General features: G+C 74.0%; 27 protein-coding genes. 17 read left to right on the forward strand and 10 right to left on the reverse strand.

Annotation, left to right across the window (positions count from 1 at the left end; translation table 11 throughout):
• Positions 1 to 176 precede the first annotated feature (176 nt).
• Positions 177 to 1,136 (forward strand): NAD-dependent epimerase/dehydratase family protein, encoded by a 960-nt coding sequence (locus KGD84_RS02885; protein WP_220564574.1) that lies wholly within the window; start codon positions 177 to 179, stop codon positions 1,134 to 1,136.
• A gap of 295 nt (positions 1,137 to 1,431) precedes the next feature.
• On the opposite strand, the gene KGD84_RS02890 is transcribed toward KGD84_RS02885, so the two are convergent.
• The gene (locus tag KGD84_RS02890; protein WP_220564575.1) at positions 1,432 to 2,232 is read right to left on the reverse strand and encodes an HAD family hydrolase; all 801 of its coding nucleotides are present in this window, start codon (positions 2,230 to 2,232) and stop codon (positions 1,432 to 1,434) included.
• 272 nt (positions 2,233 to 2,504) lie between these two features.
• Here KGD84_RS02890 and KGD84_RS02895 point away from each other — a divergent pair, with 272 nt between their 5' ends.
• The 13 genes from KGD84_RS02895 (at position 2,505) to KGD84_RS02950 (ending at position 14,940) form a co-directional block, all read left to right on the forward strand.
• Entirely contained in the window at positions 2,505 to 3,626 is a 1,122-nt protein-coding gene (locus KGD84_RS02895) for a putative quinol monooxygenase (protein ID WP_255647002.1), read from the forward strand.
• 198 nt (positions 3,627 to 3,824) lie between these two features.
• Positions 3,825 to 4,523: an LmeA family phospholipid-binding protein gene (locus KGD84_RS02900; protein ID WP_220564577.1), complete on the forward strand. Its 699-nt coding sequence runs from the start codon at positions 3,825 to 3,827 to the stop codon at positions 4,521 to 4,523.
• Positions 4,524 to 4,693: 170 nt separating this feature from the next.
• Positions 4,694 to 5,026, forward strand: coding sequence for a thioredoxin family protein (locus KGD84_RS02905; protein ID WP_220565482.1), 333 nt, complete (start codon positions 4,694 to 4,696; stop codon positions 5,024 to 5,026).
• A gap of 177 nt (positions 5,027 to 5,203) precedes the next feature.
• Entirely contained in the window at positions 5,204 to 5,290 is an 87-nt protein-coding gene (locus KGD84_RS33770) for a putative leader peptide (RefSeq protein ID WP_355267795.1), read from the forward strand.
• Positions 5,291 to 5,364: 74 nt separating this feature from the next.
• Positions 5,365 to 5,787, forward strand: a complete 423-nt coding sequence (locus KGD84_RS02910) for a DUF4395 domain-containing protein (protein ID WP_220564578.1) — start codon at positions 5,365 to 5,367, stop codon at positions 5,785 to 5,787.
• A gap of 83 nt (positions 5,788 to 5,870) precedes the next feature.
• Positions 5,871 to 6,716, forward strand: coding sequence for a sulfurtransferase (locus KGD84_RS02915; RefSeq protein ID WP_220564579.1), 846 nt, complete (start codon positions 5,871 to 5,873; stop codon positions 6,714 to 6,716).
• On the forward strand, positions 6,713 to 7,018 hold the full coding sequence (locus tag KGD84_RS02920) for a DUF1416 domain-containing protein (RefSeq protein ID WP_220564580.1): 306 nt from the start codon (positions 6,713 to 6,715) through the stop codon (positions 7,016 to 7,018). The genes KGD84_RS02915 and KGD84_RS02920 overlap by 4 nt, the downstream gene beginning before the upstream one ends.
• Before the next feature lie 201 nt (positions 7,019 to 7,219).
• Positions 7,220 to 8,797 carry an alpha/beta hydrolase gene (locus KGD84_RS02925; protein WP_220564581.1) on the forward strand — a complete coding sequence of 526 codons (1,578 nt, stop codon included), beginning with the start codon at positions 7,220 to 7,222 and terminating at the stop codon, positions 8,795 to 8,797.
• Positions 8,798 to 8,991: 194 nt separating this feature from the next.
• Positions 8,992 to 11,082 carry a hypothetical protein gene (locus KGD84_RS02930; protein ID WP_370634651.1) on the forward strand — a complete coding sequence of 697 codons (2,091 nt, stop codon included), beginning with the start codon at positions 8,992 to 8,994 and terminating at the stop codon, positions 11,080 to 11,082.
• A gap of 83 nt (positions 11,083 to 11,165) precedes the next feature.
• Positions 11,166 to 12,422, forward strand: coding sequence for a MurT ligase domain-containing protein (locus tag KGD84_RS02935; RefSeq protein WP_220564582.1), 1,257 nt, complete (start codon positions 11,166 to 11,168; stop codon positions 12,420 to 12,422).
• Positions 12,423 to 12,431: 9 nt separating this feature from the next.
• The gene (locus tag KGD84_RS02940; RefSeq protein ID WP_220564583.1) at positions 12,432 to 13,142 is read left to right on the forward strand and encodes a type 1 glutamine amidotransferase; all 711 of its coding nucleotides are present in this window, start codon (positions 12,432 to 12,434) and stop codon (positions 13,140 to 13,142) included.
• Positions 13,143 to 13,251: 109 nt separating this feature from the next.
• Positions 13,252 to 14,172, forward strand: coding sequence for an NADP-dependent oxidoreductase (locus KGD84_RS02945; RefSeq protein WP_220564584.1), 921 nt, complete (start codon positions 13,252 to 13,254; stop codon positions 14,170 to 14,172).
• 57 nt (positions 14,173 to 14,229) lie between these two features.
• Positions 14,230 to 14,940, forward strand: coding sequence for a DUF4352 domain-containing protein (locus KGD84_RS02950; protein ID WP_255647003.1), 711 nt, complete (start codon positions 14,230 to 14,232; stop codon positions 14,938 to 14,940).
• Here KGD84_RS02950 and KGD84_RS02955 read toward each other — a convergent pair.
• The 3 genes from KGD84_RS02955 to KGD84_RS02965 form a co-directional block, all read right to left on the reverse strand.
• Positions 14,927 to 15,328 carry a DUF2568 domain-containing protein gene (locus KGD84_RS02955; protein WP_220564585.1) on the reverse strand — a complete coding sequence of 134 codons (402 nt, stop codon included), beginning with the start codon at positions 15,326 to 15,328 and terminating at the stop codon, positions 14,927 to 14,929. The two genes, KGD84_RS02950 and KGD84_RS02955, sit on opposite strands and share 14 nt — an antisense overlap.
• 54 nt (positions 15,329 to 15,382) lie before the next feature.
• Positions 15,383 to 16,411, reverse strand: coding sequence for a CAF17-like 4Fe-4S cluster assembly/insertion protein YgfZ (gene ygfZ, locus KGD84_RS02960; protein ID WP_220564586.1), 1,029 nt, complete (start codon positions 16,409 to 16,411; stop codon positions 15,383 to 15,385).
• A 332-nt stretch (positions 16,412 to 16,743) separates the two neighbouring features.
• Positions 16,744 to 17,295, reverse strand: a complete 552-nt coding sequence (locus KGD84_RS02965; RefSeq protein WP_220564587.1) for a heme-binding beta-barrel domain-containing protein — start codon at positions 17,293 to 17,295, stop codon at positions 16,744 to 16,746.
• Between the two features lie 188 nt (positions 17,296 to 17,483).
• Between KGD84_RS02965 and KGD84_RS02970 the strand changes: the two genes are divergently transcribed.
• Entirely contained in the window at positions 17,484 to 18,251 is a 768-nt protein-coding gene (locus KGD84_RS02970; RefSeq protein ID WP_220564588.1) for an E3 ubiquitin ligase family protein, read from the forward strand.
• Positions 18,252 to 18,272: 21 nt separating this feature from the next.
• The gene (locus KGD84_RS02975) at positions 18,273 to 18,635 is read left to right on the forward strand and encodes a DsrE family protein (RefSeq protein WP_220564589.1); all 363 of its coding nucleotides are present in this window, start codon (positions 18,273 to 18,275) and stop codon (positions 18,633 to 18,635) included.
• A gap of 70 nt (positions 18,636 to 18,705) precedes the next feature.
• Here KGD84_RS02975 and KGD84_RS02980 read toward each other — a convergent pair whose 3' ends face one another.
• The 5 genes from KGD84_RS02980 to KGD84_RS03000 all read right to left on the reverse strand — a co-directional run bounded on the left by KGD84_RS02980 (position 18,706) and on the right by KGD84_RS03000 (position 23,483).
• Entirely contained in the window at positions 18,706 to 19,452 is a 747-nt protein-coding gene (locus KGD84_RS02980) for a phosphoglyceromutase (protein ID WP_220564590.1), read from the reverse strand.
• Between the two features lie 96 nt (positions 19,453 to 19,548).
• Positions 19,549 to 20,070 (reverse strand): YbjN domain-containing protein, encoded by a 522-nt coding sequence (locus tag KGD84_RS02985; RefSeq protein WP_220564591.1) that lies wholly within the window; start codon positions 20,068 to 20,070, stop codon positions 19,549 to 19,551.
• Between the two features lie 33 nt (positions 20,071 to 20,103).
• Complete coding sequence (gene mshA / locus KGD84_RS02990; RefSeq protein ID WP_220564592.1) at positions 20,104 to 21,411, reverse strand: D-inositol-3-phosphate glycosyltransferase; 1,308 nt, start codon at positions 21,409 to 21,411, stop codon at positions 20,104 to 20,106.
• A 107-nt stretch (positions 21,412 to 21,518) separates the two neighbouring features.
• A complete protein-coding gene (locus KGD84_RS02995) occupies positions 21,519 to 22,349 on the reverse strand; it encodes an alpha/beta hydrolase (RefSeq protein WP_220564593.1) in 831 nt (276 codons plus the stop codon).
• 150 nt (positions 22,350 to 22,499) lie between these two features.
• Positions 22,500 to 23,483 carry a YbgA family protein gene (locus KGD84_RS03000; protein ID WP_220564594.1) on the reverse strand — a complete coding sequence of 328 codons (984 nt, stop codon included), beginning with the start codon at positions 23,481 to 23,483 and terminating at the stop codon, positions 22,500 to 22,502.
• A gap of 98 nt (positions 23,484 to 23,581) precedes the next feature.
• Between KGD84_RS03000 and KGD84_RS03005 the strand changes: the two genes are divergently transcribed.
• A complete protein-coding gene (locus tag KGD84_RS03005) occupies positions 23,582 to 24,880 on the forward strand; it encodes a cryptochrome/photolyase family protein (RefSeq protein WP_220564595.1) in 1,299 nt (432 codons plus the stop codon).
• A gap of 10 nt (positions 24,881 to 24,890) precedes the next feature.
• Here the strand turns inward: KGD84_RS03005 and KGD84_RS03010 are convergent, their stop codons facing one another.
• The gene (locus tag KGD84_RS03010) at positions 24,891 to 25,313 is read right to left on the reverse strand and encodes a VOC family protein (protein ID WP_220564596.1); all 423 of its coding nucleotides are present in this window, start codon (positions 25,311 to 25,313) and stop codon (positions 24,891 to 24,893) included.
• Between the last annotated feature and the right edge of the window lie 17 nt (positions 25,314 to 25,330).

Here is a 25,330-nt window from a genome sequence, read left to right on the forward strand (position 1 = left end):
CCCCGGCATGTCCCGGACGCGGAGAAATTCCCTATTTCGGCGATGCCTCGACCAACGTGACGGAATTTTCCGGTCGGGACATCGTTGTGTCTCACGGGTCGCGGTCACCGCTTCACCTCCGCGGTGAACGGTCCGCGCACCGTCACTCATCGTCTCCTTCCAAGGAACGTGTCGCCATGGCTCGTGTCGTACTCGTCACCGGGGTGTCCAGCCCCCTGGCCGCCAGGGTCGCGCAGGCCCTGGGTGCGGAGCCCGGTGTACGCCGGGTGATCGGCGCCGATTCGGCGCCGCCCGCCGCCACGACGGGCTTCGACTACACCCATGTCGACCTGCACGACGAAAGCCTGGGACAGATCGTCACCGACTCCGGTGCCGATCTCGTCCTGCATCTGGGGCTGGACAACGCGCACAGCGCCCACCGCGAGGAGAACGTCCTGGGGACGATGCGCGTGCTGACCGCCGCGCAGCGCTCCACGACGGTCCGCCGCCTGGTGGTCCGCTCCAGCGCCACCCTGGACGCCGACGACGCGGCCGAGGTCGAGCGGCACACCCGCGGCCTGCAGCGCCGCCGCCCCGACCTGGAGGTGGCGGTCCTGCGGTTCGCCAACCTCATCGGGCCGGGCGTGGACACCCCGCTCACCCGCTACCTCGACTCCCGGGTCGTGCCCACGGTGATGGGCAGCGACCCGCGGGTGCGCTTCCTGCACGAGGACGACGGCGTCGAGGCCCTGGTGCGCATGGCGCTCAGCGACGGCACCGGGTTCTTCGACGTGGCGGGCAAGGACAGCGTCCCGCTCTCCCAGTGCCTGCGCCGCATCGGCGGGCACCGGTTCCCGGTCCCGGCCTCCGGGCTGCGCGTGCTGCGCGGCGTGGCCCGCCGCGGCCGCATCGACTACGCCACCGCCAGCGCCGCGCGCGCCGTCACCGCGGGCCTGGCCGCCTCCCTGAACACCGGTGAGCTGGAGCGGGTCCTGGAGTGGATCCCGGCGCACAGCTCGGCGGAGGCCTTCGAGTCCTACGCCGACGCCCGCGGCCCCCGCCGGTCCCCCCGCCGCCGCGACGGTGGCCGCCCGCGGAGCGCCCGCCTGCGGCCGGTCCACGTGCTCGCCCTGGCCAAGACCACCCTGGGCCGCTGACCCGGACTCCCCGCCCCGTTTTCCCGCCCCGCCGTACCGCGCCGTCGCGTGTCCGCCCCGGCGGGTCTGCGCACCGGTCGGCGCCTCGCCGTGCGCGGGGGTTCCGGTCCGGTGGCGGTCACCGAGGTTTCCCCGGTCCGCCGCCCGGAGGTCTTCGAACCTTCCCCGGATCTTCCACGGGCCCCCGGCCCGCGACCCGCCGTCCCCGCGCGTCCCAGGGGCCCCACGGCCCCCGCGTTCCCCGGTCCCGGCCCCTCCCGGCCGCGCGGCCCCGCCCGGCTCCCCAGGAGGCCCCTCAGGCCCCCGGGAGGGCTCTGCGCTGGCGGGCGGCGCGGATGGCCACGGCGCCCACCGCCGCGCCCACGGCCGCCGCGGGGACGGCCACCTTCAGCGCCCGGCGGTGCGTGCGGAAGTCGTGCACCGGCCACCCGTGGGTGCGCGCGTACCGGCGCAGGTCCCCGTCCGGGTTGACGGCGTTCGGGTCGCCCACGAGCGACAGCAGCGGGAGGTCGTTGGAGGAGTCGCTGTAGGCCGAGCAGTCCGCCAGGTCCCAGCCGTGCTTGACGGCCAGCTCCCGCACCGCCACCGCCTTGGCCGGGCCGTGCAGCAGGTCGCCGTTGAGCCGCCCGGTGTACACCCCGTCCACGCTCTCCGCCTCCGTGCCCAGCGCCCCGGTCAGCCCGAGTCTGCGGCGGATGATCTGGGCCAGCTCCACGGGGGTCGCCGTGACCAGCCACACCGGCTGGCCGGCGCTCAGGTGCCGCTGCACCAGGGCCCGGGTGCCCTCCCAGATGCGGTCGGCCATGGTCTCGTCGTAGATCTCCTCGCACAGGCCCACGAGGTCGTCGACGTCGTGTCCGGCGACGAACGCCAGCGCCGCCTCCCGGGCGGCGTTGATGTGGTCCGGCTGCTCGCTCCCGGTGACCCGGAAGACGGTCTGGCCCCACGCGAAACGCAGGAGGTCGCGGGTGGTGAACAGGTCGCGCGCGGCCAGGCCGCGGGCGAAGTGGTAGATCGACGCCCCCCGCATCAGGGTGTTGTCCACATCGAAGAAGGCGGCCCCCGCCGGAGTCGGGGACACGACGTCGTGTGACACGGTTCTCTCCTGGCTCGGGTGGGGAGTCGGCGGCACCGTCCTCGACGGCCTGATCCCCCTGTGGATGCGAGCCTACGACCCCCGGTGAGCAGGACGGAGCCTCTGGGACACGGCGGTAATTCGCGTGATGAAGGTCACAGTAGGGAAAGCGGGTTTGCCCGTCATTCTGCGGGATCTTCCCCGAAAAGGTCCTCACGTACCAGTAGGGAGTGCACACCCACCCGCTCACGTGCATCATCATTGTCGGGATGGTGATCGTAGGACTCGCATTCATGAGCGCGCTGGTGGGTTGGAGTGCCACCGCCGCGCTCGCCGCCTACGCCCAGCGGCGCCCCGGAGTGACCGTCATCGCGTGGCTCATCGCGTCCCTCGGGCTGACCGTGGGGCTGAGCGCCGCCGTGGTCGGCGCGCTGTTCGACTTCAACAACGCGACCTTCCGCCTGCTCCACATCGGCATCAGCCTGCTGGGCCCGCTCTACATGGCCTGGGGCGCCCTGGAGTACGGCGTCCGCTCCGCGCAGGGGCGGTTCGCCTCGCGCCTGGTCCTGAGCGCCTTCACCATCGTCCCCCTCGTGGTCCTGAGCATGGACCGCATCAGCGGCCGGTTCGGCGACACCTTCCCGCCCCTGGGCGACCACTACGACCTCATCCCGCGCTCGCTCACCAACATCACCCAGGTCGTCGTCGCGGCCTTCCTCGTCGCGGCCCTCGTCGCGGTCGCCCGCCGCCCCGCCGACCGCGTCCACCACCTGCGGATCCTCGGCCTGGTCGCGCTGTCGGCGCTCCTGTCGATCCTGGTGGGCCGGCTGGGCCTGGGCTTCGGGGGTCCGCTGCTCATGCTCGGCGCGGTCGCCGCGCTCTGGGGGGCCGCCGCGCTGGCGGCGCGCCCGCGGCGCGACGCCTACGACGAGGACGACGACTACTACGACGACTACGGTGACGACGCCGCCGGGGACCCCGAAGACGAACTCCTGGAGGAGCCCGTGCGCCGCAAGCGCCGCAACGCCGACCCGTACGACGACTACTACGACGGCCCGCCGGTGCGCCAGGCGCCGCCCGCCAAGCTGCGCGGCGTCATCACCATCTACACCCTCGCCGAGGGGCAGGGCGCCGGCTTCGACCGGATCGCCGACGCCGTCGTCGAGGAGGTCGCCTCGCGCGAGCCCGACACCCTGCTGTTCGCCTGCCACACGGTGCCCAGCGCGCCGCTCCAGCGCATCGTCTACGCGATCTACCGCGACGACCTGGCCAAGGAGGAGCACGAGCAGCAGCCGCACGTGGTCGAGTTCGGCCGCCGCGCGGGCGCCCACGTGGTCGCCACGAACGTGATCGAACTCGCTCTCTCCGGCGCGGCCGCCAGCGACGGCCTGGCCGCCCTGCTGATGCCCCGCTGACCTCGGGGATCTCGGAGGAACCCGCCCCGGGCGAGAACCGTTGTACGCTCCGGGGCGTCCTATGGACGGTGAAGTACCCTTCCCTACAGGTTCCCCATGAACGGTGTCCCCCGGACACCGGTGGCGTGTGACGATGACCGGCCGAGTCCACGGGCCGAGAGCCGCGCCGGAGCGAAAGAAAGTGTGCTGGGATTCCAGATGCGTAAGTTTCTTGTCGTCCTCCTCATCCTCCTGGCGGCCCTCGTCGTTGGCGCCGACATCGGGGGACGCTCCCTGGCGCAGAACATGATCGCCGGCCAGGTGCGGCAGCAGTTCGAGATGGAGCAGGAGCCCACGGTCGAGATCGGGGGCTGGGCCTTCCTGCCGCAGGCCTTCGGCGGCACCTACGAGGAGATCGTCATCTCCGCGCCCTCCGCCACGTTCGGCGAGTACCCGGTGGAGCAGATCGAGGTCCACGCCCTGGACGTCGACGCCCCGCTGTCGGACCTCATGTCGGACCCGCAGGTGACGGCCGGCCGGATCGACGGCTCCGCGGTCCTGCCCTACTCGATCCTCAACCCCTTCCTGCCCGAGGGCATCACGGTCTCCACCGAGGGCGGCAAGCCCTACGCCAGCGGCGAGCTGGCCGTGGCCGACCTGGGCATCAGCGTTCCGGTGTCGGCCGCCCTGGAGATCTCCGTCCAGGACGGGGTCGTCTCGGCCACCCCCACCGACATCCAGGTGGAGAACGCGCCCACCGACGTCAGCGGCCTGGTCTCCAGCATGATGACCGTGTCGTTCCCGGTGCCGCAGATGCCCTACGGCATGACCGTCACCGACGCCGAGGCCGTCTCCGGCGGCCTGCGGGTCGACGGCACCGCCGAGAACGTCCCGCTGATGGGGGCCGAGGCCGCCTGATGGACCCCGTAGGCGCGTCCGTCCTCGCCGCCACCCTGGCCGCGGCCACCGCGCTGGGGCTGCTGTGGCGGCGGGGTCAGGGGCGCTTCCGCGGACGGGGGCCGACCACCCCCGCCGCGGCGACGGGCGTCGGGGGAGCCGGCGCAGGAGGAGAAGGAGAGGAGGGGGCCATGGCGGCCGAGACCGAGGACGCCACAGTCCTGGATGCCCGGGACATCGGCGCCGGGCTGGGGGAGCGGGCCACGCTCGTCCAGTTCTCCAGCGCCTTCTGCCAGCCCTGCCGCGCCACCCGCCGCGTCCTGGAGGAGGTCTCCGGGATGGTCGGGGGCGTCGCGCACGTCGAGATCGACGCCGAGGCCCACCTGGACCTGGTGCGCCGCCTGAACATCATGCGCACCCCCACGGTCCTGGTCCTGGACGCGCGGGGCACGGTGGTGCGCCGCGCGAGCGGGCAGCCCCGCAAGGCCGATGTGATCGCCGCCATCGGCGCCGCGGTCTCCTGACCCCGCCGACCGAGCCCCGTCCTATTCCCGACCGGTTGACCAGGGAATACGTCGGGCCCCGCCGGCGGATCGGCCCCCCGGACGCGGGGCACACCCGTCCCGACCGGCCCGAATGCACCGTTCTGTGATCCAGGCCACCCGTGACAAACACGTTAAGGGGCCTGTAGCGTCAAGGACGTGACTTCCTTGACGAGCGCGTATCTCACGAAGCGACGGGCGGTGGACTTCTGCCGCGTCGCCGCCGCGCTCTGTCCTTGTCCCTAGGGCGTTCGGGCCGGAAGCCCCTCGCCCCCTCGCGCGACCGACCCCCCTTCCCGTGCACGCAGGGACCACCAGTCATGCAGGTCGATCCTCGCGGACAGCGCTTCGCCGCTGCTCTGACCACCCTCGTCCTGGCCGCCGCCCTCGCCTTCGCCCAGCCCTGGATCCTCGGACTCCAGGCCGCGGTGTTCGCGGTCGGCGTCCTGGCGGGTGTCCGCTACTCGCCCTACGCCCTGTTGTTCTCCGCCGTCGTACGGCCCCGGATCGGGCCGCCCTCCGAGACGGAGGACGCCCGGCCGCCCCGGTTCGCGCAAGGGGTGGGGCTCGCCTTCGCCGCCCTCGGACTCACCGGATACCTGGTGGGCCCCGAGTGGCTCGGCGCGGCCGCGACCGCCCTCGCCCTGACCGCCGCCTTCCTCAACGCCGCCTTCGGCCTCTGCGCCGGATGCGAGGCGTACCTCCTCGGCCGCCGCCTCGCGGCCGCGGGGAAGCCGGCCTGAACCCCCGTCCCCGGACCCCGCGCTCCGGCGGGCACACACACGCGACACCGCACGCAGCAGAAGAATCGATCAGGAGGTTCCCCATGAGCCGCTCCGACGTCCTTGTGGACGCCGACTGGGTGGAGGCTCACCTGGACGACGACAACGTCGTTCTCGTGGAGGTCGACGAGGACACGTCCGCCTACGACAAGGGACACATCCCCGGAGCCGTCAAGATCGACTGGAGGACGGACCTCCAGGACCCGGTCCGCCGCGACTTCGTGGACAAGACCGGGTTCGAGAAGCTGCTGTCCGCCAAGGGCATCGGCAACGACGACCTCGTCGTCCTCTACGGCGGCAACAACAACTGGTTCGCGGCCTACGCGTACTGGTACTTCAAGCTCTACGGCCACCAGAGCGTCCGCCTGCTCGACGGCGGCCGCAAGAAGTGGGAGCTGGACTCCCGCGAGCTCGTCGAGGAGGTCCCCGAGCGGGCCGCCACCGAGTACCGGGCCCAGGACCAGGACCTGACCATCCGCGCGTTCCGCGACGAGGTCGTCGAGGCCATCGGCACCAAGGACCTCGTGGACGTGCGCTCGCCCGACGAGTTCGTCGGCAAGCTGCTCGCCCCCGCGCACCTGCCGCAGGAGACGTCGCAGCGCCCGGGCCACATCCCGACCGCGCGCAACATCCCGTGGGCCAAGACGGCCAACGAGGACGGCACCTTCAAGACCGCCGAGGAGCTCCGCGAGCTCTACACGGAGGCCGGTGTCGACCTGGAGAAGGACATCATCGCCTACTGCCGGATCGGCGAGCGCTCCTCGCACACGTGGTTCGCCCTGCACGAGATCGTCGGCCTGGAGAACGTCAAGAACTACGACGGCTCGTGGACCGAGTACGGCTCCCTGGTGGGCGTGCCGATCGAGCTGGGAGAGGCGGAGGCCAAGTGAGCGACAGCTGCGGAGCGCCGGTCGGCGGGGTCGCCCTCGCCGACGTCGACGCCGGGAACCAGGCGGTCATCCAGGGCACGGTGACCCGGGACGGGCAGCCGCTGCGCGGGGCGTACGCGCGCCTGCTCAACGCCTCCGACGACTTCGTCGGGGAGGTCGCCACCGGTGACGAGGGGACCTTCCGGTTCTTCGCCGCCGACGGCGACTGGAAGGTCCGCGTCCTGGCCTCCAAGGGCTTCACCGGCGAGTACCCGGTGACGGCCGAGGTCGGAAAGGTCGTGGACCTCCAGGTCCAGGCCTGACCGCCGGACGGGCGCACGACGACACGGGGCGCCGGGGAGAACGGTTCGTTCTCCCCGGCGCCCCGTCGTGTTCTCCTTGTGGCATACGGCACGTTCCGTCAGTGGACGACCGCGAAACCGCCGAGGCGGGCGTTTCGTCCCACCCCCTGTAGCAGAACAGGGACGCGGCGACGGGGCCGTGCGGAGAAGGGGAGCCGACAGGTGCGTTACACGGGGGTGTGGGGGCTCGCGGGAGCGGTGGTCCTCCTGGTCACGGGGTGTTCGGCGTTCCTCCCGCAGCAGGCGCCGCAGGACCCGGGCGGCGCGTCCGCGATCGAGTGGGAGCCCTGCCACGACGGGGGCGGGCGGGAGGAGGTCCCCGAGGACGGCGACCCCGAGTGGACCGCCGCCCTGGAGTGCGGCACCCTGTCGGTGCCGCTCGACCACGACGACCCCGACGGTGAGACGATCGACATCGCGCTGGCCCGGGTGCCCGCCTCCGGCGGCCCCGACGAGCGGATCGGATCGCTCGTGCTCAACCCGGGCGGGCCCGGCGAGTCCGGGGTGGAGATGCTGGCCTACCCGCAGTTCTCCGACGGCATCCGCTCGGCCTTCGACCTGGTCGCCTTCGACCCGCGCGGGGTGGGCGACAGCGGGGGGTTCGCCTGCGGGAACTGGGACAGGTTCGCCGAGGCCCAGCTGCGGGTGCAGGATCCCACCGCCGTCACCGACGCCGAACTGGAACGCCTGACGTCGTCGGCCCGGTCCTACGCCGACGCCTGCACCGAGACCATGGGGGCCGGGTTCCTGGCCGAGATCGGGACCGTCAACGTGGTCCGCGACCTCGACCTGATCCGCGAGGCGCTGGGCGACGACGCCCTGAGCTACGTGGGCTACTCCTACGGCACCTACATCGGCGCCCTGTACGCGGAGATGTTCCCCGCGACCACCCGCGCCCTCGTCCTGGACGGAGCCGTGGAGACCGAGCGGCCCAACCTGGAGGTCGCCGAGGACCAGGCGGCCGCGTTCCAGGAGACCTGGGAGCTGTTCGTCGCCGACTGCTCCGCCGCCGGGACCTGCCCGTTTAGCGGCCCCGAGGCCGCCGACACGGAGATGACGCGGATCCTGGACCGGCTCGACGCCGAGCCGGCCACCGCCCGCGACATGCCCGTGGACGGCCCCACCCTGCTGGGGATGGTGGGCCTGGCGCTGTACGACGAGACCTCCTGGCCGGAGCTGGCCCGCACCCTGACCGCGCTGGCCGAGGGCTCCGCCGAGTCCGGCGAACTGCTGGACGCCCTCTACGACACCACCTACGGCGTCGGGGAGGAAGAGGAGGAGGCGGCCACGGCCGGGGAGGAGCCGGCGGGCGACCCGTACGCGGACACCGAGGCCGCGCTCACCGCCGTCAACTGCGCCGACCGGGTGGACCCGACCGACCCGGAGGCGTACCGGGAGGCGGCCGAGGCGATCGCCGCCGAGACCCCGTTCTTCGGCCCGGACCTGGTGTGGGGCCAGCTGCCCTGCGCCTACTGGACCGACACCGAGACCGCCCCGACCGGGTTCGCCGCCGCCGACGCGCCGCCGCTCGTGGTGGTCGGCACCGTCGGCGACCCGGCCACCCCGTACGGCTGGGCCCGGGAGCTGGCCGGCCAGCTGGAGACCGCGACCCTGGTCACCTACGAGGGCTCGGGCCACACGGTGTACGGCTACGGCCTGCCCTGCGTGGACGACCCGATCGACGCCTACCTGCTGACCGGTCAGGCCCCCGAGCCCGGCCTCAGCTGCCCCGCGTTCTAGCCCCCGGCCCCGGCCGCCCGGGGGCCGGGGGCCGGACGTGCGCCGTCGCCGTCCACAGGCCGCGGGTCGGGCGGTGACAAGGCCGCCCGGCGGTGACACCATCGTCCAGAAGCGCGAGGCCCCGCCCGCGCGAGTCCCGAGTGGATCCCGACCCCGGCCGCCCCGCGGGCGGCCGCCCAGGAGGTGTTCGGACGGTGCCCCCCACCCCTCGGCCGGACGGCGCGGCCGCGCGCACCTATCTCGGCTGGCGGTACGCGGTGCTGCTGCCCCCGCCCGGGCCGCCGCCGCGCCGGCCGGCGCCCGGGGAGGCCGCCGACCCCGCCGCGGAGGCGGAGGAGGCCCGGCGCGAGGCCGAGGACCGCACCGACCGCCCCCTGTACCTCGCCCTGGCCGGGCTCGGCGCGTTCGCCCTGCTGTGCCTGGTGCTGTGGCCGATGCGGGTGCTGCCCGCCACCCTCGCCGTCGCCGGGGTGCTGGCCTGCGCCGCCATCACCGTCCCGCTCGGCATCGCCCTGGTGCAGAACCGGCAGGTCGCCGCCCGGCGGCTGGAGCTGGTCCGGGAGCGGCAGGAGGCCGAACGCGCGGCCCGCGAGCGCGAGCTGCACGACCGCCTGGACGGGCACGCCCGCGCGCACGCCGCCTGGCAGGCGGCCTGCCGGGCGTTCGAGGCCCAGCCGCTCTGGCACGGGGTCACCGCCCCGCCCGACACCGACGCCGTCCTCGTGGCCGGCGGGGCCGACGCCGGCTGGTCGGCGCTGCTCACCACCATCGGCGTCTCCAGGCTGCGCGAGGGCGGCGACCTGACCGTGGTCGACCTCACCGGCCGCTCCGTCACCCGCGACCTGGTCCGGCTGGCCCGGCGCTGCGCCGTGGCCCCGCGCCGCTGGGTGCTCCCCGCCGACCTGCCCGGCATGACCCTGGGCACCGACCTGGACGCCGGGCAGCGCGCCCGCATCCTCTCCGCCGTCGCCGCCGCCTCCGGGGGCGCCGACGACCCCGACGCCGACGAGACCCTGCTGCTGCGGCTCATGGAGGTGCTCGGCCCCCGCGCCGGGATCGCCGAGCTGATCGGCGGCCTGCGCGCCCTCATCACCCCCGAGGACGACGCCGCCGAGGACGACGCGGCGCTCGCCCTGCTCACCCCCGGCCAGCGCGCCCGGGTCCGCGAACGCTGCGCGGACGACCCCTGGGAGCGCGCCTGGGAGCTGGAGCGCCGCCTCTCCCCGTTCGAGGCGGTCGGCACCCGGGCCGAGGAGGGCGGGTACGCCCAGGTCAAGATCATCTCCACCGACCGGGCCTCGGGCGGGGTCGCCGCCCGGGTGTACGGCACCTACGCGGTGGCGGCGCTCAGCGAACTGCTGGAGGTGCCCGGCGGGCCGGACGCCCTCCGGCGGCCGCGCGGCCCGCGCGGGCGCACCGTGGTGGTGTGCGGGGCCGAGACCCTGCCGGAGGGCGAGCTCGACCAGGTGCTGTCCGCGGCCGGGACCGGCGGCGTGGAGGTCGTCCTCATGTTCCGCGACGCCGTGCCCGCTGCCCTGGACCGGTTCTCCTCCCCGGGCCGGCTGCCCGTGGTGATGCGCCAGGAGACCGCGGCGGGGGCCGCCGCCGCGGCCACCGCGGTCGCCGCGGCCGGTGGCGGCGGCCTGACCCTGCACCGGCTCACCGAGGCGGTCGCCGAGGAGGTCGGGGACACCGCCATCACCCCCGAGGAGGACCCGGATGCCGAGGTGGTCGCCGACGACCGCTACTTCGCCTCCCCGCACACCGAGTCCGGCGCGGTCATCCGCAGCGCGGCCGCCGCCGTCGCCCCGCTGGACCTGGTCCGCCATGTGAGATCGGCCACGGTGTGGGGGGAGGCCACCTCCTCCCAGGAGTGGGCCGCCGCCCCACTGGACGCGGAGGGCGACGCCGCCCGCCACACCCGCGCGCTCACCCCCGACGCCGAGGCGCTGCTCGCCCTGCCGGCCACCGCCGCCGTGGTCCTGGGCCCCGGCGGTCCTGTCCTCACCGACACCAATCCGGGTATTCTCACCCTGTCCACGGCAACACTGGCCACAATGGACGACTCCCGGACCAGTGGCCACGAAAGTGACGGCGCGCCCGGTACGGGAGCGGGGGAGCACGACCGGCCGGAACCGGTCCGGCCCCGCATTCTCCCCGCCGCCGCCGTCCCCGACACACCCGCCGGGACCGCACCGGCACCCGTGGGGAACGACGGCGCACCGGGCCGTGTGCCGCCCAATCTCGGGCCACCGCCGGAGCGGCTGGACTGGCGGGTCCGATAGCCGGTGGACAATAGGCTTGGCCCGACACATCGCCCGCCGCCGCAACGCATCGGCGCAGGTGATCAAGCGATCGTGGAGAGTACATGAGCGAGCTTCCCTTGCGCGCCCAACTGGCATCGGTACTGGGGAGGAGTGCGGCCGGCCTGTCCCGTGCCACGGGGCGCGGCGACGGCTCCGTGATCGGCGGCAAGATCGCGCTCAAGGTCGAACCCGACCTGCTCGCCAAGCTCGCCAAGGGGCGCAGGCTCGCCCTGGTCAGCGCCACCAACGGCAAGACCACCACCACCCGGCTCATCTCCCACGCGCTGCGCGAGCTCGGCGAGGTCGCCACCAACGAGCACGGCGCCAACATGCCGACCGGGCACATCACCGCGCTGTCCAACAACCGGTCCGCCGTCAACGGCGTCCTGGAGGTGGACGAGAAGTACCTGCCGCAGGTCCTGGTCGCCACCCAGCCCGCGTTCGTGGTCCTGATGAACCTCAGCCGCGACCAGATGGACCGCGCCTCGGAGATCAACCTCCTCGCCAAGCGCTGGCGCACCGCCCTGGGCAAGAGCAACACCCACGTCATCGCCAACGCCGACGACCCGCTCGTCGCCTGGGCCGGCATGGGCGCCCCGCACGCCACCTGGGTCTCCGCCGGGCAGCGCTGGAAGGAGGACTCCTGGTGCTGCCCCGAGTGCGGCGGCCACCTCCGGCGCGACCAGGACCCGCACTGGGCCTGCCCCGAGTGCGGGCTCGCCCGACCGCAGGCCACCTGGGGCGCGGACAACGACTCCGACGTGCTCATCACCCCGGAGGGCCAGCGCATCAAGCTGCGCCTCAACCTCCCCGGCGACGCCAACCGCTCCAACGCCGCCATCGCCGCCGCCACCGCGGCCGGGTACGGCCTGCACCCCGAGCGCACCGTGGAGCGCCTGCGCGAGATCACCTCGGTCGCGGGCCGCTACACCTCCGTGGTCACCATGGGCGTGGAGGTCCGCCTGCTGCTGGCCAAGAACCCGGCGGGCTGGCTGGAGTCCTTCGCCGTCCTGGACCCGCCCACCACCCCGGTGATCCTCTCCGTCAACGCGCAGGTCCCCGACGGCAAGGACACCTCCTGGCTGTGGGACGTCGACTACACCGTCCTGCGCGACCGCCGCGTGTTCGTCATGGGCGAGCGCCGCACCGACCTGGCCCTGCGCCTGGAGACCGACGGCGTGCGGTTCGAGGTCGCCGACCGGGTGGACGAGGTGCTGGCCAAGCTGAGGGCCGAGCAGCCCGGTCTGACCAAGGTCGACCTCATCGCCAACTACACAGCGTTCCAGCAGATCCGCACGGCCTACGGCCGCGTCCAGTAGGAGACACCCATGACGAACACCAGCGCACTGCGGATCGTGTGGATCTACCCCGACCTGCTGAGCACCTACGGCGACCGCGGCAACGTCCTCATCCTGCAGCGGCGGGCCGAGCTGCGCGGCATCCCCACCGAGATCGTGCACGTCCACTCCAGCGACCATGTGCCCGAGCAGGGCGACATCTACCTGCTCGGCGGCGGTGAGGACCGCCCGCAGATCCTGGCGGCCGAGCGCCTGCGCGCCGACGGCGGCCTGGCCCGCGCCGCCGCCCGCGGCGCCTGCGTCTTCGCGGTCTGCGCCGGGTACCAGATCATCGGCGAGAGCTACGGCGACGACGAGGCCAACCCGCTGCCGGGCATCGGCATCCTCGACATCCGCAGCGGCCGCGGCCAGACGCGCGCCGTCGGCGAGATCGTCGCGGACGTGGACCCGTCCCTGGGGGTGGGCCGCATCACCGGCTTCGAGAACCACCAGGGCCGCACCGCGATCGGGCCGTCGGCCCGGCCGCTGTCCACCACGGTCCGCGGTATCGGCAACGACGACCGCACCGAGGGCGCCTACCAGGGCCAGGTGCTGGGCACCTACCTGCACGGTCCCGCGCTGCCGCGCAACCCGCAGCTGGCCGACCTGCTGCTGCGCTGGCGTGTGGGCCAGCTGGCGCCGCTGCCCCCGGCCTGGGGCGAGCGCCTGCACGAGGAGCGCCTCGCCGCCGCGCTGTCCTGACGGACGCCACGCGGCACCGACGGCCCGGCGGGTCTCCCGCCGGGCCGTCCCCGTCTCCGGGCGGCGCGCCCGGGCGGGTTCGCGGCCGCGGGCGGCTAGGGTCGCCTCCATGAAGGCGATGGCGTTGCAGCAGTACGGCACGGAGGACTCCCTGCGGGAGGTGGAACTGCCCGAGCCCAAGGTGGCTCCGGCCGAGGTCCTGATCGGCGTGCGGGCGGCGGGGGTCAACCCCGTCGACTGGAAGCTCGCCGCGGGCGGGCTGGACCCGGTCATGGAGGCCGGGTTCCCCATGGTCCCGGGGTGGGACGTGGCCGGGGTGGTCGAGGCGGTTGGTTTCGACGTGCCCGAGTACCGGGTGGGCGACGAGGTCTTCGGCTACATCCGCAAGGACTGGGCGCAGAACGGCGCCTACGCCGAACGGGTCTCGGCGAGCGTGCGCCTGCTCGCCCCCAAGCCGGCGTCGATGTCCTGGACGCAGGCGGCCGGGGTGCCCCTGGCGGGCCTCACCGCCCTCCAGGCGCTGCGCCGGGCGGAGGTCCGCGAGGGCGACACGGTGCTGGTCCACGCGGCCGCGGGTGGCGTGGGCTCCCTCGGGGTGCAGATCGCCCGGGCGCTGGGCGCCCGCGTCCTGGGCACCGCGAGCGAGCGCAACCACGACTTCCTGCGCTCGCTGGGGGCGGAGCCGGTGACCTACGGGGAGGGACTGGTGCGGCGGGTCCGCGCGCTGGCCCCCGCCGGGGTGGACGCGGTGATGGACTTCGTCGGCGGGGGCGCGGCCGAGCAGAGCCTGCCCCTGACCGAAGGCGCCGGGCGGGTGGTCTCCGTCGCCGACGCGGAGGTGGAGCGGTTCGGCGGCCACTACCTGTGGGTGCGGCCCTCCTCCGAGGATCTGGTCGAGTTGGCCGGCATGGCCGACGCCGGTGTCCTGACCGTGCACGTCGAGCACGAGCTGCCCCTGGCGGAGGCCGCCCGGGCGTGGCGGCTGAGCAAGGAGGGGCGGACCCGCGGCAAGATCGTGCTGACCGTCTGAGACCTTGATGGCCGGAAGCGGCCGGAATGAACAAAATGTGTTGCGTGTCACATTGGTATGGATGCCAATGACCGGCGACGGGGATCGGGCGGCGTACTCCGCGTCGCCGCGATCCCCGTCGCGGTGCTCATCGCCGGAGCGGGCTGCACCGCGACCGTGGCCGCCCTCACCGCCTCAACGCTCCCGACCGTGCGGGTGACCGTGGGGGAGGAACCCGCTCCGCGGGATCCCGGCCCGCCCGCCGCCGAGGAGAAGCCCGACGGGCCGCCGGACCCGGAGTCCGCCGACCCCGGTCCGCCGGAGCCCGGAACGGAGGGCTCCGGGCCGCAGGGGGCCGAGGAAGGACAGGACAGCGCGGGCCCGGACACGGAGAGCGTCCCGCCGTCGGCCTACACCGGGGCGTCCACGGCCTTCGGCCCGTTCCACGTCGTGGTGGACACCTGCTACACGGACACGAGCATCACGGACGGCATGGGCACCCACGCCACCGCGCCGTCCGGGATGGAGTACCACGTCTACCGGCTCCACGTCACGAACGAGGGAAGCGGTCCGGCGGTCTTCGACACCGCGGGGACCACCGCCCTGACCACGGACGGCAAGGAGTTCGTCAACGACGCCGAGGCGGAGTTCACGGTGGCCTGGGACTACCTGTGGGACGAGATCAACCCCGGTACCACCGTCACCAGCTACGTCGTCCTCACGGCGCCCGTCGGTACGGAGTTCTCCGAGGTGATGCTCGGCGGGGTCGCCCCCATCACCCCTGGCTGAGACCGTTGCGGGAGGCGGGCTCCCGCAGGGCCAGCAGCCACAGGACCCGGTCGTAGGCGCACAGGTGGTACACCACCAGCACCCCGGTGAGCGCCAGCGCCGCGGTCGCGGCCCCGGCGGCCGCCAGCGCGGCGGCGGCGCCGAACAGCACCGCCCACTCCACCAGCAGCCGCACCGGCCGCGGCACCGCGACCGGTGCGCGGCCCGACCTGGACGGGTCGCCGGGAACGGCGAACACCCCCCAGGCGACGGCCGCCAGCAGCGGAACGGCGAACGGCGCGACCCAGCGCAGGTCCGGCAGCAGGGCCCACATCGCGCAGCCCAGCGCCACCAGGGCGGTCAGCTCCAGCAGCAGCCGCACCACCAGCATCCACGGTCTCAGGGACAACGTCCCTACCTCTCGGGGGGAAGAAGGTACTCGGGGGAAGAGGGGGGCCGGCGCCTAGCGGGGGCGGCGGCGCAGGTCGATCTTGGCGTTGGCGCCGGTGTCCGGGTCCACCACGACCTCCTGGCCCGCGGCGATCCCCTCCACCAGCAGGTCGGCGTCGGTCGGCGCGGACCGCTTGACGACCCCCAGGGCGATGGGCCCCAGTTCGTGGTGGCGGGCCGAGGTGCCCACCCGACCGACGGTGCGGCCGTCCAGCTCGATGGGCGAGCCCACCGCCGGCAGCCGCTCGGCGGTGCCGTCCAGGTGCAGCATGACCAGCCGCCGCGGCGGCCTGCCCAGGTTGTGCACGCGGGCCACCGTCTCCTGGCCCGGGTAGCAGCCCTTGTCCAGGGCCACCGGCCGCGCGTCGCCCACCCAGTCCACCTCGTGCGGGATGGTGCGCTCGTCGGTGTCCAGTCCCGGGCGCACCCGGTGGTGCTCGATCCGGTACGCCTCGTAGGCCCACATCCCGGCGGGCCGGGTCCCGGCGGCCGTCAGCGCCTCGGCGACCGCCGTCAGCCGCTCGGCGGGCAGGAACAGGTCGGTCCCGTCCGGCGAGACGCGCACCGGGACGCCGTCCAGGTCGACGGACTCCAGCGCCCGCGCCGCCTCCGGGCCCACCAGGGTCAGCACGGCGCGCTCCCCGCCCAGGTCCGCCACCTCGACCCGCAGCATGAACCGCATCGAGTCCAGGAACTTCGCCAGGGCCGCGCCCTCGCCGGGCTCGGTGTGGATCCACGTCGTGGTGCCGTCGTCCACCAGCGACAGGTGGTGGCGCAGGTGCCCCTGCGTGTCCAGGACCAGCGCCTCGGTGCCGGTCCCGGGGGCCAGCCCCCGGGTGAGCTGGCTGGTGAGGTCGTTCAGCCAGGTGAGCCGGTCGGGGCCGGTCACCGTCACCACACCCCGGTTGCTCCGGTCCACCCACGCGCTCGACCGCTCGATGGCGCGGCCCTCGTGGGCCGGGTCGCCGTAGTGCGCGGCGACCCCGGAGTCGGGGGAGTCGGCGCCCACGGCGCCCGGTGTGCTCAGCAGCGGCGAAGTCATACCCCGAGACTATCCATCCGCCGGGGCGACCGAAAACAGGTCTCTGACCTGCGATTTCTCCGACAGAAAAAACATTTGCCCCGAGGGTCCCACAGGACGTACCTTCGGTGTCACGCAGGAAAGGAGGTGGTCCAGAAGATGAAGTCTTTTAGGACTGGCGAGGTGGCCGTCCGCTAGGACGAGCTCGCGTTCGCGCGACGTTCGTTCGCAGCGAATCCCAACGGACACCCGGATCCCGGGCCGCCGGAGATGGTCCGACCGGCCCCGCCCACACCGGCGGGAAGTGGCCCGGGGTCCGTTTCTCTTCTTCCGGGCCCCGGCCCCGTGTTCCGCTAGCCCTCCTCGGCGCCCTTGGCGACCTGCTTGAGCTGGGCCGACATGTACGAGCGCAGCGAGTGGCCGCGCGCCGCCAGGTCCCAGGCGTAGCCCAGGGTCTCCCGGTTGTCGCCGAACAGGCCGTAGAGCCGGTGCGAGGCCGTCACGTCCAGGCCGGTGGAGGTGTGCAGCACCGCGTCCGTGGCCATCTCCACCCGGTTCGCGAAGACGTTGCCCGCGTACGACTCGAGGAAGCCCTCGTTGTGCGTGATGAGCACCTCCAGGTGGATCACCGGGGCGCCCTCCTCGCGGTTCGCCGTGTCCTCCTCCGACAGCGCCCGCCAGTAGCCGGACTCCTCGGTGACCAGGTCGCCCAGGGTCCCGTCCGCGTTCATCCGCCAGGCCGAGCTGCGGTACTCCAGGTAGGGCAGGTCCGGCCGGTGCTCGAACACGATCTCCTGGCCGAACTGGAACTCCTCCTCGTCGGCGTATCCGGCGACGCCGACGCCCTCCCAGCGGCCGAGCAGGAAGGACAGTTTCGCCAGATCGGGGTGTACATCAGCGTGCATGACACCAGAGCGTAGCGGCCCCCGGCAGTGGGGCCGCCACCGCCATTCCGGGGTAGCCGACTGGACATGCCCAATTGGCCCCGCTTTCTCGGAGAACTGGTAAAGATGGTGGACGACGCGGCGTGTCCACGGGGCGCGTGACGACCCGCCCGCGTCCCTACCTCCGAAGCGCGTCAAAGGGGCGGCCTGTGTTACTGGTGATCGGTTCTGTGCTGCTCGTGGCCGCTCTGGTCCTGCTTCCGCTCGCGGCCCTGGCCCTGCGCCGCTGGCGTCGCCAGCTGGGGCTGGCCAGGCTGGAGCCGGCGGCCCTGGCCGCCCGGAACGGGCAGCGCGTCACGCTCACCGGGATCGCCGCCCCCGGGCCCGCCGGGGCGGTCGCCTCCGGGCTGGCCGGCGTGGAGTGCGTCTGGCACGGCCACGAGGTCCTGCGCCACTACCTGCCCCTCCAGCAGGAGGGCGCGGTGCAGGAGCGCACCTGCGACTCCATCGCCGACTACGGCTCCGAGGACCTGTTCGGCCTGGTCGCCGAGGGGCGGCCGCTGGACGGCGAGCGGATCTTCGTCGACCCCCGCGACGCCCCCCGCCCGCGGGACGCCGAGCTGTGCCTGAAGCGCGTCGTGGGCCGCCCCCAGCCCGGGGTCGCCTCGCCCGCCGACGACCTGCTGCCCCGGGTGCGCGGGCGCATCTCCGGGGTGTTCCGCGGCGAGACCATCGAGTTCGAGTACCGCGAGTGGGTCGTCCGGCCCGGCGCGCGCGTGCGCGTCACCGGCGAGCTGCGGGCCCGGGACGGCCGCATCGTCCTGACGGCGCCGAGCGACGGCGCCCTCACCGTCGAACACGGCGTGGTCGAGGGGCCCCGGCACGCCTCCCCGCGCCGCCGCGAGGCGCTGCTGGTCACGGTCGCCTTCGCGGTGACGGCCCTGTCCGGGGTGCTCCTGGTCCTGCTGGGGCTGTGAGCGCCCGATAGGCTGACGGCCATGCCCCCTTCCCTAGTGATCAAGGTCACGGCCGGCGCCGACGACCCCGAACGCTGCAACCAGGGCTTCACCGTCGCCGCCACCGCCGTGGCCTCCGGCGTGCCCGTCTCCCTCTGGCTCACCGGCGAGGCCTCCTGGTTCGCCGTCCCGGGCCGGGCCGAGGAGTTCTCCCTCCCGCACGCCGCCCCGCTCGCCGACCTGCTGGCGGGCGTCCTGGCGGCCGGGAGCGTGACCGTGTGCACCCAGTGCGCGGCCCGGCGCGGCCTCACCGAGGACGACCTCCTGGAGGGGGCCCGCATCGCCGGGGCCGCCGCCTTCGTGGAGGAGATCACCGCAGACGGCGCCAGGCCCCTGGTCTACTGAGCCCGCCGCGGGGCCCGGACACGACGGTGCCCGCGCCCCTCGGGGGCGCGGGCACGGGAAACGGTGGGTGCTACTTCTTGCCCTGGTTGGCGACCGCCTCGATGGCGGCCTTCGCGGCCTCCGGGTCGAGGTAGGTGCCGCCGGGGACCTTCGGCTTGAACTCGTCGTCCAGGTCGTACACCAGCGGGATGCCCGTCGGGATGTTGAGCCCGGCGATCGTGGCGTCGTCGATCCCGTCCAGGTGCTTGACCAGCGCGCGCAGCGAGTTGCCGTGCGCCGTCACCAGCACGGTCCCGCCGGCGGCCAGGTCCGGCACGATCTGGTCGTACCAGTACGGCAGCGCCCGGTCGAGCACGTCCTTGAGGCACTCGGTGCGCGGCAGCAGCTCCGGCGGCAGGTCCGCGTACCGGGCGTCCCCGGCCTGCGAGTACGGGTCGTCGTCGGCGATCGGCGGCGGCGGGGTGTCGTACGAGCGGCGCCAGATCATGAACTGCTCGTCGCCGTACTCCTCGCGCGTCTGCGCCTTGTCCTTGCCCTGGAGGGCGCCGTAGTGGCGCTCGTTGAGCCGCCAGCTGCGCCGCACCGGGAGCCAGTGCAGGTCGGCGGTCTCCAGCGCGAGGTTCGCCGTGCGGATGGCCCGCTTGAGCAGCGAGGTGTGCAGGACGTCCGGCGTCAGGCCGGCCTCCTTGAGCAGCTCGCCGCCGCGGCGCGCCTCGGCCTCGCCGGCGGCCGACAGGTCCACGTCCACCCAACCGGTGAACAGGCCCTTCGCGTTCCAGACACTCTCACCGTGTCGGAGCAGTACCAGAGTTCCCATGGGGCAAAGCCTAGTGCCTGGCGGTGAACGCGCCCCGGCCCGGGGGAGGCGGTTGCCCCACGGCCCCGGGATCCCGCGGGTGCCGCGCCGCCCCGCTCAGCCCGCGCCGCCCGCGTGGTCCTCGGGGGCGAGGTGGGCGAACGCGCGCAGGTTGCGCATGTCGTGGCCGCGTTCCGCGCGCCAGCGCCACTCCTTGCGGATCGCGGACGCGAACCCCCGCTCCAGCGCGCCGTTGAAGTTCTCGTCGGAGTAGGTGAGCACGCAGCCCAGCAGCCGGTCCACCTCGTCGGGGGTGACCCCCTCCAGCGGCAGCCGCCCGCGGATGTACACGTCGCCGACCTCGTCGGCTGCGAACGCCATCCCGTACATGTCGGAGTTCTTGCGCATGAGCCACAGGTAGAACCCGGCGTGGTTCTCGTCCGGCTGGCGGCAGAAGAACGAGGTGAGGGTGAGGCTGTGCGGTCCGGCCTCCAGCCACACCAGGGTCTTGAGCCTGGCCTTACCCGGCAGGGTCACCAGGAACGACCCCTCGCGGGGGCGCTCCACCTCCAGGCCGGCCTCCGCCACCGCGAGGGCGATCGCCTCGATCGCCGCCGTGCGCGCCGTTCGTTCTCCCACGTCGTCCCGTTCCTCCCGTTACCGCGCCGCGCGTCAGCGCGCGGCGGCCAGCGACAGCCCCGCGGGCGCCGTGTACGGGGTGATGCTCGCGCGGTACACGTCGAGCAGGTCGTCCACCGTCCGGTCCCAGCCCAGGGTGGCGGCGTGCGCCGGGGCCGCCTCCGCCAGCCTGTCACGCCGGGCGGGCTCGGCGATCAACCGGTGCAGCACCGCCGCGTAGTCGGCCGGGTCGTGCCCGTCCACCAGGATCCCCGACCGGTCGCCGACGGCCGTGGTCAGCCCGCCGACCCGGGCGGCCACCACGGGGGTGCCGCAGGCCTGCGACTCCACCGCCACCAGCCCGAACGACTCCGAGTGCGAGGGCACGACCGTCGCCGTGGCGGCCCGGTAGTAGTCGGCCAGGCGCTCGCGCGACTGCGGCGGCTCCATGCGGATCACGTCGGCGACGCCCAGGGACCGCGCCAGGTCGGCCAGCATCCGGGGTTCGCGCATGCCGCCGCCGGACAGCCCGCCGACCACGCCCACGACCAGGCGCGAGCGCAGCGACGGGTCGCGTTCGATCAGGTGGGCGGCGGCGCGGACGAGCACGTCCGGGGCCTTGAGGCGCTGTACCCGGCCCACGAACAGCAGCAGCTCGGTGTCCGGGGCCAGCCCGATCCGCTCCAGGGCGGCGCGGCGCGGTCCCGGGGTGAACACGTCCAGGTCCACGCCCGGGGGGATCACGCTGATCTGGGGGTCCCGGGCCCCATAGTGGTCCTTGAGCTGGCGGGCCTCGTCGTAGGTGTTGGCGATGAGCCGGTCGGCCTGGTGCACCAGCTGGTCCTCGCCGTGCACCCGGGCCTCCGGCTCGGGCAGGTCGCCCTCGGCCAGGGCGGCGTTCTTGACGCGCGCCATGGTGTGCATGGACTGCACCAGCGGCACGTTCCAGCGGCGGGCCGCGGCCACGCCGGCCTTCCCCGACAGCCAGTAGTGGCCGTGTACGAGGTCGTAGCGGCCGGGCTCGTCGTCGGCCTCCGTGCGCAGCATTCCGAAGATGAACGGGCACAGGTACTCGGCGAGGGTGTTCTTGTCGAGGTGGCCGTAGGGTCCGGCGGCCAGGTGGCGCACGGACACGCCGGGGGCCAGCTCGACCACCGGGGGCAGCTCGGGGGAGGTCGCGCGGGTGAACACGTCGACGGCGACGCCGCGCTCGGCCAGCCGCCGGGCCACCTCGACCACGTAGACGTTGAGGCCGCCGGCGTCGCCGGTACCCGGCTGGTCCAGCGGAGAGGTGTGCAGGCTGACCGTCGCCACCCGGGACGGAAGCGCCGCAGATCCTCCCACGGGAACGATTCCTGACACCGCCGGTCCTCTCAGGTCGTGTTCACACCTTTGTCATCAACAGCGACGAAGGTACACAGTGTTCCTGAGCGGACGGTCCGAGGGGGCGGGTGTTGACGGCCCGGGTCCTAGGGTGTAGTGGTCCAGCCCGACACGAGGAAGTCGACGGTTCCGGGCAGTGCGGTCCCCCACGGGTCGGCGGCGCGGCGCCCGGAGTGATCCGCGTCCGGGGTGTGGGTGGCGACCGTCATACCCCGCTCGGCCAGGGAGTCGGCCAGGGGGCCGGTGCCCCCGCCGACCAGTAGGAGGCGGGTGGCCACGGGCTCGGCGACCTCGCCGCCGGCGGGGTTCCACAGCACCGCCTGGGAGACCTGGCGGGAGGCGGCCGCGGCCGGCGCCGCGTCGTCGGCGCCGCCGACCGCGCGCAGGGTGCGCGGGCGCTCGTGCGCGCCCTCGACCGCGCGTACCGCGGCACGGGTGAGGACGGTGGGCGCCCCGTCGGTGCGCTCGGGCACGGCGACCACGAACTCCACCCCGGTGCGGCACATCTCGCGGTCCAGCGCGGCCCGGGCGTCGCCGTCCACCGCGCCGCGGTGGTCGGTGCCCGCCCCGTGCAGCAGGTAGAGCACGGGCAGGTCGGCGCTGTCGGGGCCGACCGGTCTGCGTATCCACAGCTCCCGTTCGCCCGCGGGCGCGGTCTCGTCGGGGATCGTGACGACCTCCGCCGGCGCGGACTGGACGCAGGCGGAGACCTGGCCGGGCCGGGGGAGCGGGGCGGGCAGGCCGCCCTCCCGCGGCGGCAGCAGGGCGCTGCCCGCCAGGGCGGGGTCGGGGCCCAGGTGGGCGCCGACCCGTTCCACGAGTCCTTCGGGCGGCAGGGCGGCGAGCGCGGCGGCGGCCGCGGCGACCAGGCCGGAGGAGACGAGTACGAAGGCGCGCTGGGAGAACGTGGAGAACACCGGTGGCCTCGGAGGGGCTCGGGGGTCAGGGGCATCCCGCTGAAGAACCAGGGGTGTCACCCATGGTAATCACCCGTGTGTCCTCCGTGTGGGAAATGCAGACGCCCGCCCACGGAGGCACCCTCCGCGGCGCCCTCGGCCACGGTGGTGTCACACCGTCAGCGCGTGCCGCAGCCGCAGGTCCTCCGGGTAGGGGCGCAGGTAGGTCTGCACGCGCAGCCACTCCGGCCCGTCCGCCTCGCCGTGGTGGCGCAGCAGCGCCACCGGTAGGCTGAGCGGGGCCCGTTCCTCCCGGTAGTCCTCGATCGCCGCGAGCAGGTCGTGCCTGCGCGCGTCGTCCAGGCCGGCGCTGATCATCCCGAACGCGTGCTGGAGCGCGTTGGCGTGCCTGCCGCGGCTCACCCGCACCGAGAGCGCCCGGTTGAACGCCTCCGTGTAGTCGCGCCGCGTCGCCTCCGGGTCGGCGCTCCCGGCCCCGGCCGCGATCCGCCCCGTCTCCCGGTACCCCTCGGGGGAGTGGGCCATCAGCTGGAGCTTGTGCCGCGTCTGGAAGGCCACCAGGTCGCGGGGCCGCCAGCCGGACTCCCACAGCGTGCGCAGCCGGGCGTGCGCGAAGACCCTCTCCACGAACGCCTCGCGCAGAGCCGGATCCGAGAGCCGCCCCTGCTCCTCCACCGGCAGGTCGGGCAGCAGCTCGGTGAGCCGGGCCGCAAAGGCCCCCCGCCCCTTGCCGTCCACCCGCTGCTTGTCCTCGTTGAACACCGGAAGGCCCAGCAGTCCGCAGCTGGGCGACTTGTTCTTGAGGACGTATCCGTCCAGGCCGCGCAGCTCCTCCAGCCGCGCGTCGGCGATGCCCGCCAGCTCGTCGGTGCGGTCCGAGCCGTCTCCGCTGGAGATCACCCGGTCCCCGCCGTCGCGGCGCTGGAGGTGCAGGGTGGGCCGCGGGGTGCCCAGGCCGATCTCGGCCTCCGGGCACACCTCGGTCCACTCCACGTAACGGTCGAGTTCATCGGTGAGGAAGCGGTACCGCGAGTGGCCGCCGTTGTACCGGACGGGAACGCCCAGCAGGCAGCTCGACGCCCCGATCCGGGGCCTGACCCCGGCCTTCTCCGCTTCGGGAGTGACAGTGTCCATGTACTTCCCCTGCCCGTTTCCGCGGCGGACCGTCACCGGCCGCCGACCTGTGCACTCACTGTGTCATTCGTTCGCGGAGAGTGAGAGGATGGTGTGTCATGGAACACGCCGTCGTCCTGTTCACGCAGGACCTGCGCCTCCACGACCACCCCGCCCTGACCGCCGCCCTGCGCGACGGCCGGCGCGTGCTCCCGGTGTTCGTGCTCGACCCCGTGCTCCTGGGCCGCTCGGCCCGCAACCGGGTCCGTGCCCTGCCCGGCATCCTCCGCGGGCTGCGCGGGGACCTGCGCGCCCGCGGCGGCGACCTGGTCGTGCGGCGCGGCGACACCGCCGCGGAGGTCGCGGCCCTGGCGGCGGAGGCGGGGGCCCGGAGCGTCCACCTCACCGAGGGTGTCTCCCGGGCCGCTGTCCGGCGCGAGGAGCGGCTGCGCGCCGTCGGGCTGCGCGTGGTCTCCCACCCGGGCCTGACCGTGGTACCGCCCGGGGACGTCACCCCGGCCGGAGGCGACCACTACAAGGTGTTCACGCCCTACCTGCGCGCCTGGGAGGCCCACCCCTGGCGGGCGGTCCTCCCGGCCCCGGGGGCCGTACCGGTCCCCGGCGGGGTGGACCCCGGAGAGATCCCCGCCCGACTGGACGAGGGGCGCGGACAGGCCGCCGAACGGCCGATCACCCTGGGGGAGGAGGCCGCCCGGCGGCGGCTGCGCGCCTGGCTCGACGGCGGCCTGGCGCACTACGCGCAACGGCACGACGACCTGCCCGCCGGGGCGACCTCGCACCTGTCCGCCGACCTGCGCATGGGCTGCCTCTCGGCGCTGGAGGCGGCGACGCTCGCCCGGGACGAGCCGGGCGGCGCCGAGTTCGTCCGCCAGCTCGCCTGGCGCGACTTCCACCACCAGGTCACCGCGGCCTTCCCCGACATCGCCGTGCGCGACTACCGGCCCCGCGGCACCCGGTGGCGCGACGACCCCGCGGCGCTCGAGGCGTGGAAGGAGGGCCGCACCGGGGTGCCCATCGTGGACGCGGGGATGCGCCAGCTGCTGAGCGAGGGGTTCATGCACAACCGCACCCGCATGATCACCGCCGCGTTCCTCACCCGCACCCTGGGGATCGACTGGCGGGCCGGGGCCGGGCACTTCGCCGACCACCTGCTGGACGGGGACGTCGCGAACAACCACGGCAACTGGCAGTGGGTGGCCGGGACCGGCAACGACACCCGGCCCAACCGGGCGTTCAACCCCCTGCGCCAGGCGCGGCGGTTCGACCCGGAGGGCGTGTACGTGCGCCGGTACGTGCCCGAACTGGCCGGCCTGCCCGGCCGCGCCGCGCACACCCCGTGGGACTCGCTCCCCCCGGGCGCCGACTACCCGCCGCCCATCGCCTCCCCGGGGACCTGAGCCCCGCGGGTCACTGGACGCAGAACTCGTTGCCCTCGACGTCCAGCATCACCACGTGGTGCGTCCCCGGCTCCCGGACCGTGCGCACCACCGTCGCGCCCAGCCCCACCAGGCGCTCGACCTCGGCGTCGAGCCGCTCGGGGCCCGCGTTGACGTCGATGTGCCAGCGGTTCTTGACGGTCTTGGGCTCGGGCACCTGCTGGAACAGCAGGCGGCGGCCGCTGGGCCGGTCGCGCACGGCGGCCGCGGTGACCCACGCCCGCCGGCCGCCGACCAGGGTGGTGTGCTCCTCCAGTTCGATGACCCCGTCGGCGGCCAGCCGCTCGATGAGGTCCTGGTGGTCCTCCACCTCGTAGCCCAGCGCCGCCGACCAGAAGGCGGCCATCCGGTGCGGTTCGGCGCAGTCAACGGTGAGCTGCCAGTCGTGTGCCATGTTCGCCCTCCTCCGGT

This window comes from Nocardiopsis changdeensis, from assembly GCF_018316655.1.
Taxonomy (GTDB): Bacteria; Actinomycetota; Actinomycetes; order Streptosporangiales; family Streptosporangiaceae; genus Nocardiopsis; species Nocardiopsis changdeensis.

Excerpts from the sequence above, each read along its gene's own strand:
- KGD84_RS02885 (WP_220564574.1), top strand. The coding sequence starts at position 177 with ATGGCTCGTGTCGTACTCGTCACCGGGGTGTCCAGCCCCCTGGCCGCC.
- KGD84_RS02895 (WP_255647002.1), top strand. The coding sequence starts at position 2,505 with ATGAGCGCGCTGGTGGGTTGGAGTGCCACCGCCGCGCTCGCCGCCTAC.
- KGD84_RS02900 (WP_220564577.1), top strand. The coding sequence starts at position 3,825 with ATGCGTAAGTTTCTTGTCGTCCTCCTCATCCTCCTGGCGGCCCTCGTC.
- KGD84_RS02905 (WP_220565482.1), top strand. The coding sequence starts at position 4,694 with ATGGCGGCCGAGACCGAGGACGCCACAGTCCTGGATGCCCGGGACATC.
- KGD84_RS02910 (WP_220564578.1), top strand. The coding sequence starts at position 5,365 with ATGCAGGTCGATCCTCGCGGACAGCGCTTCGCCGCTGCTCTGACCACC.
- KGD84_RS02915 (WP_220564579.1), top strand. The coding sequence starts at position 5,871 with ATGAGCCGCTCCGACGTCCTTGTGGACGCCGACTGGGTGGAGGCTCAC.
- KGD84_RS02935 (WP_220564582.1), top strand. The coding sequence starts at position 11,166 with ATGAGCGAGCTTCCCTTGCGCGCCCAACTGGCATCGGTACTGGGGAGG.
- KGD84_RS02940 (WP_220564583.1), top strand. The coding sequence starts at position 12,432 with ATGACGAACACCAGCGCACTGCGGATCGTGTGGATCTACCCCGACCTG.
- KGD84_RS02945 (WP_220564584.1), top strand. The coding sequence starts at position 13,252 with ATGAAGGCGATGGCGTTGCAGCAGTACGGCACGGAGGACTCCCTGCGG.
- KGD84_RS02950 (WP_255647003.1), top strand. The coding sequence starts at position 14,230 with ATGGATGCCAATGACCGGCGACGGGGATCGGGCGGCGTACTCCGCGTC.
- ygfZ (WP_220564586.1), bottom strand. The coding sequence starts at position 16,411 with ATGACTTCGCCGCTGCTGAGCACACCGGGCGCCGTGGGCGCCGACTCC.
- KGD84_RS02965 (WP_220564587.1), bottom strand. The coding sequence starts at position 17,295 with ATGCACGCTGATGTACACCCCGATCTGGCGAAACTGTCCTTCCTGCTC.
- KGD84_RS02975 (WP_220564589.1), top strand. The coding sequence starts at position 18,273 with ATGCCCCCTTCCCTAGTGATCAAGGTCACGGCCGGCGCCGACGACCCC.
- KGD84_RS02980 (WP_220564590.1), bottom strand. The coding sequence starts at position 19,452 with ATGGGAACTCTGGTACTGCTCCGACACGGTGAGAGTGTCTGGAACGCG.
- KGD84_RS03000 (WP_220564594.1), bottom strand. The coding sequence starts at position 23,483 with ATGGACACTGTCACTCCCGAAGCGGAGAAGGCCGGGGTCAGGCCCCGG.
- KGD84_RS03005 (WP_220564595.1), top strand. The coding sequence starts at position 23,582 with ATGGAACACGCCGTCGTCCTGTTCACGCAGGACCTGCGCCTCCACGAC.
- KGD84_RS03010 (WP_220564596.1), bottom strand. The coding sequence starts at position 25,313 with ATGGCACACGACTGGCAGCTCACCGTTGACTGCGCCGAACCGCACCGG.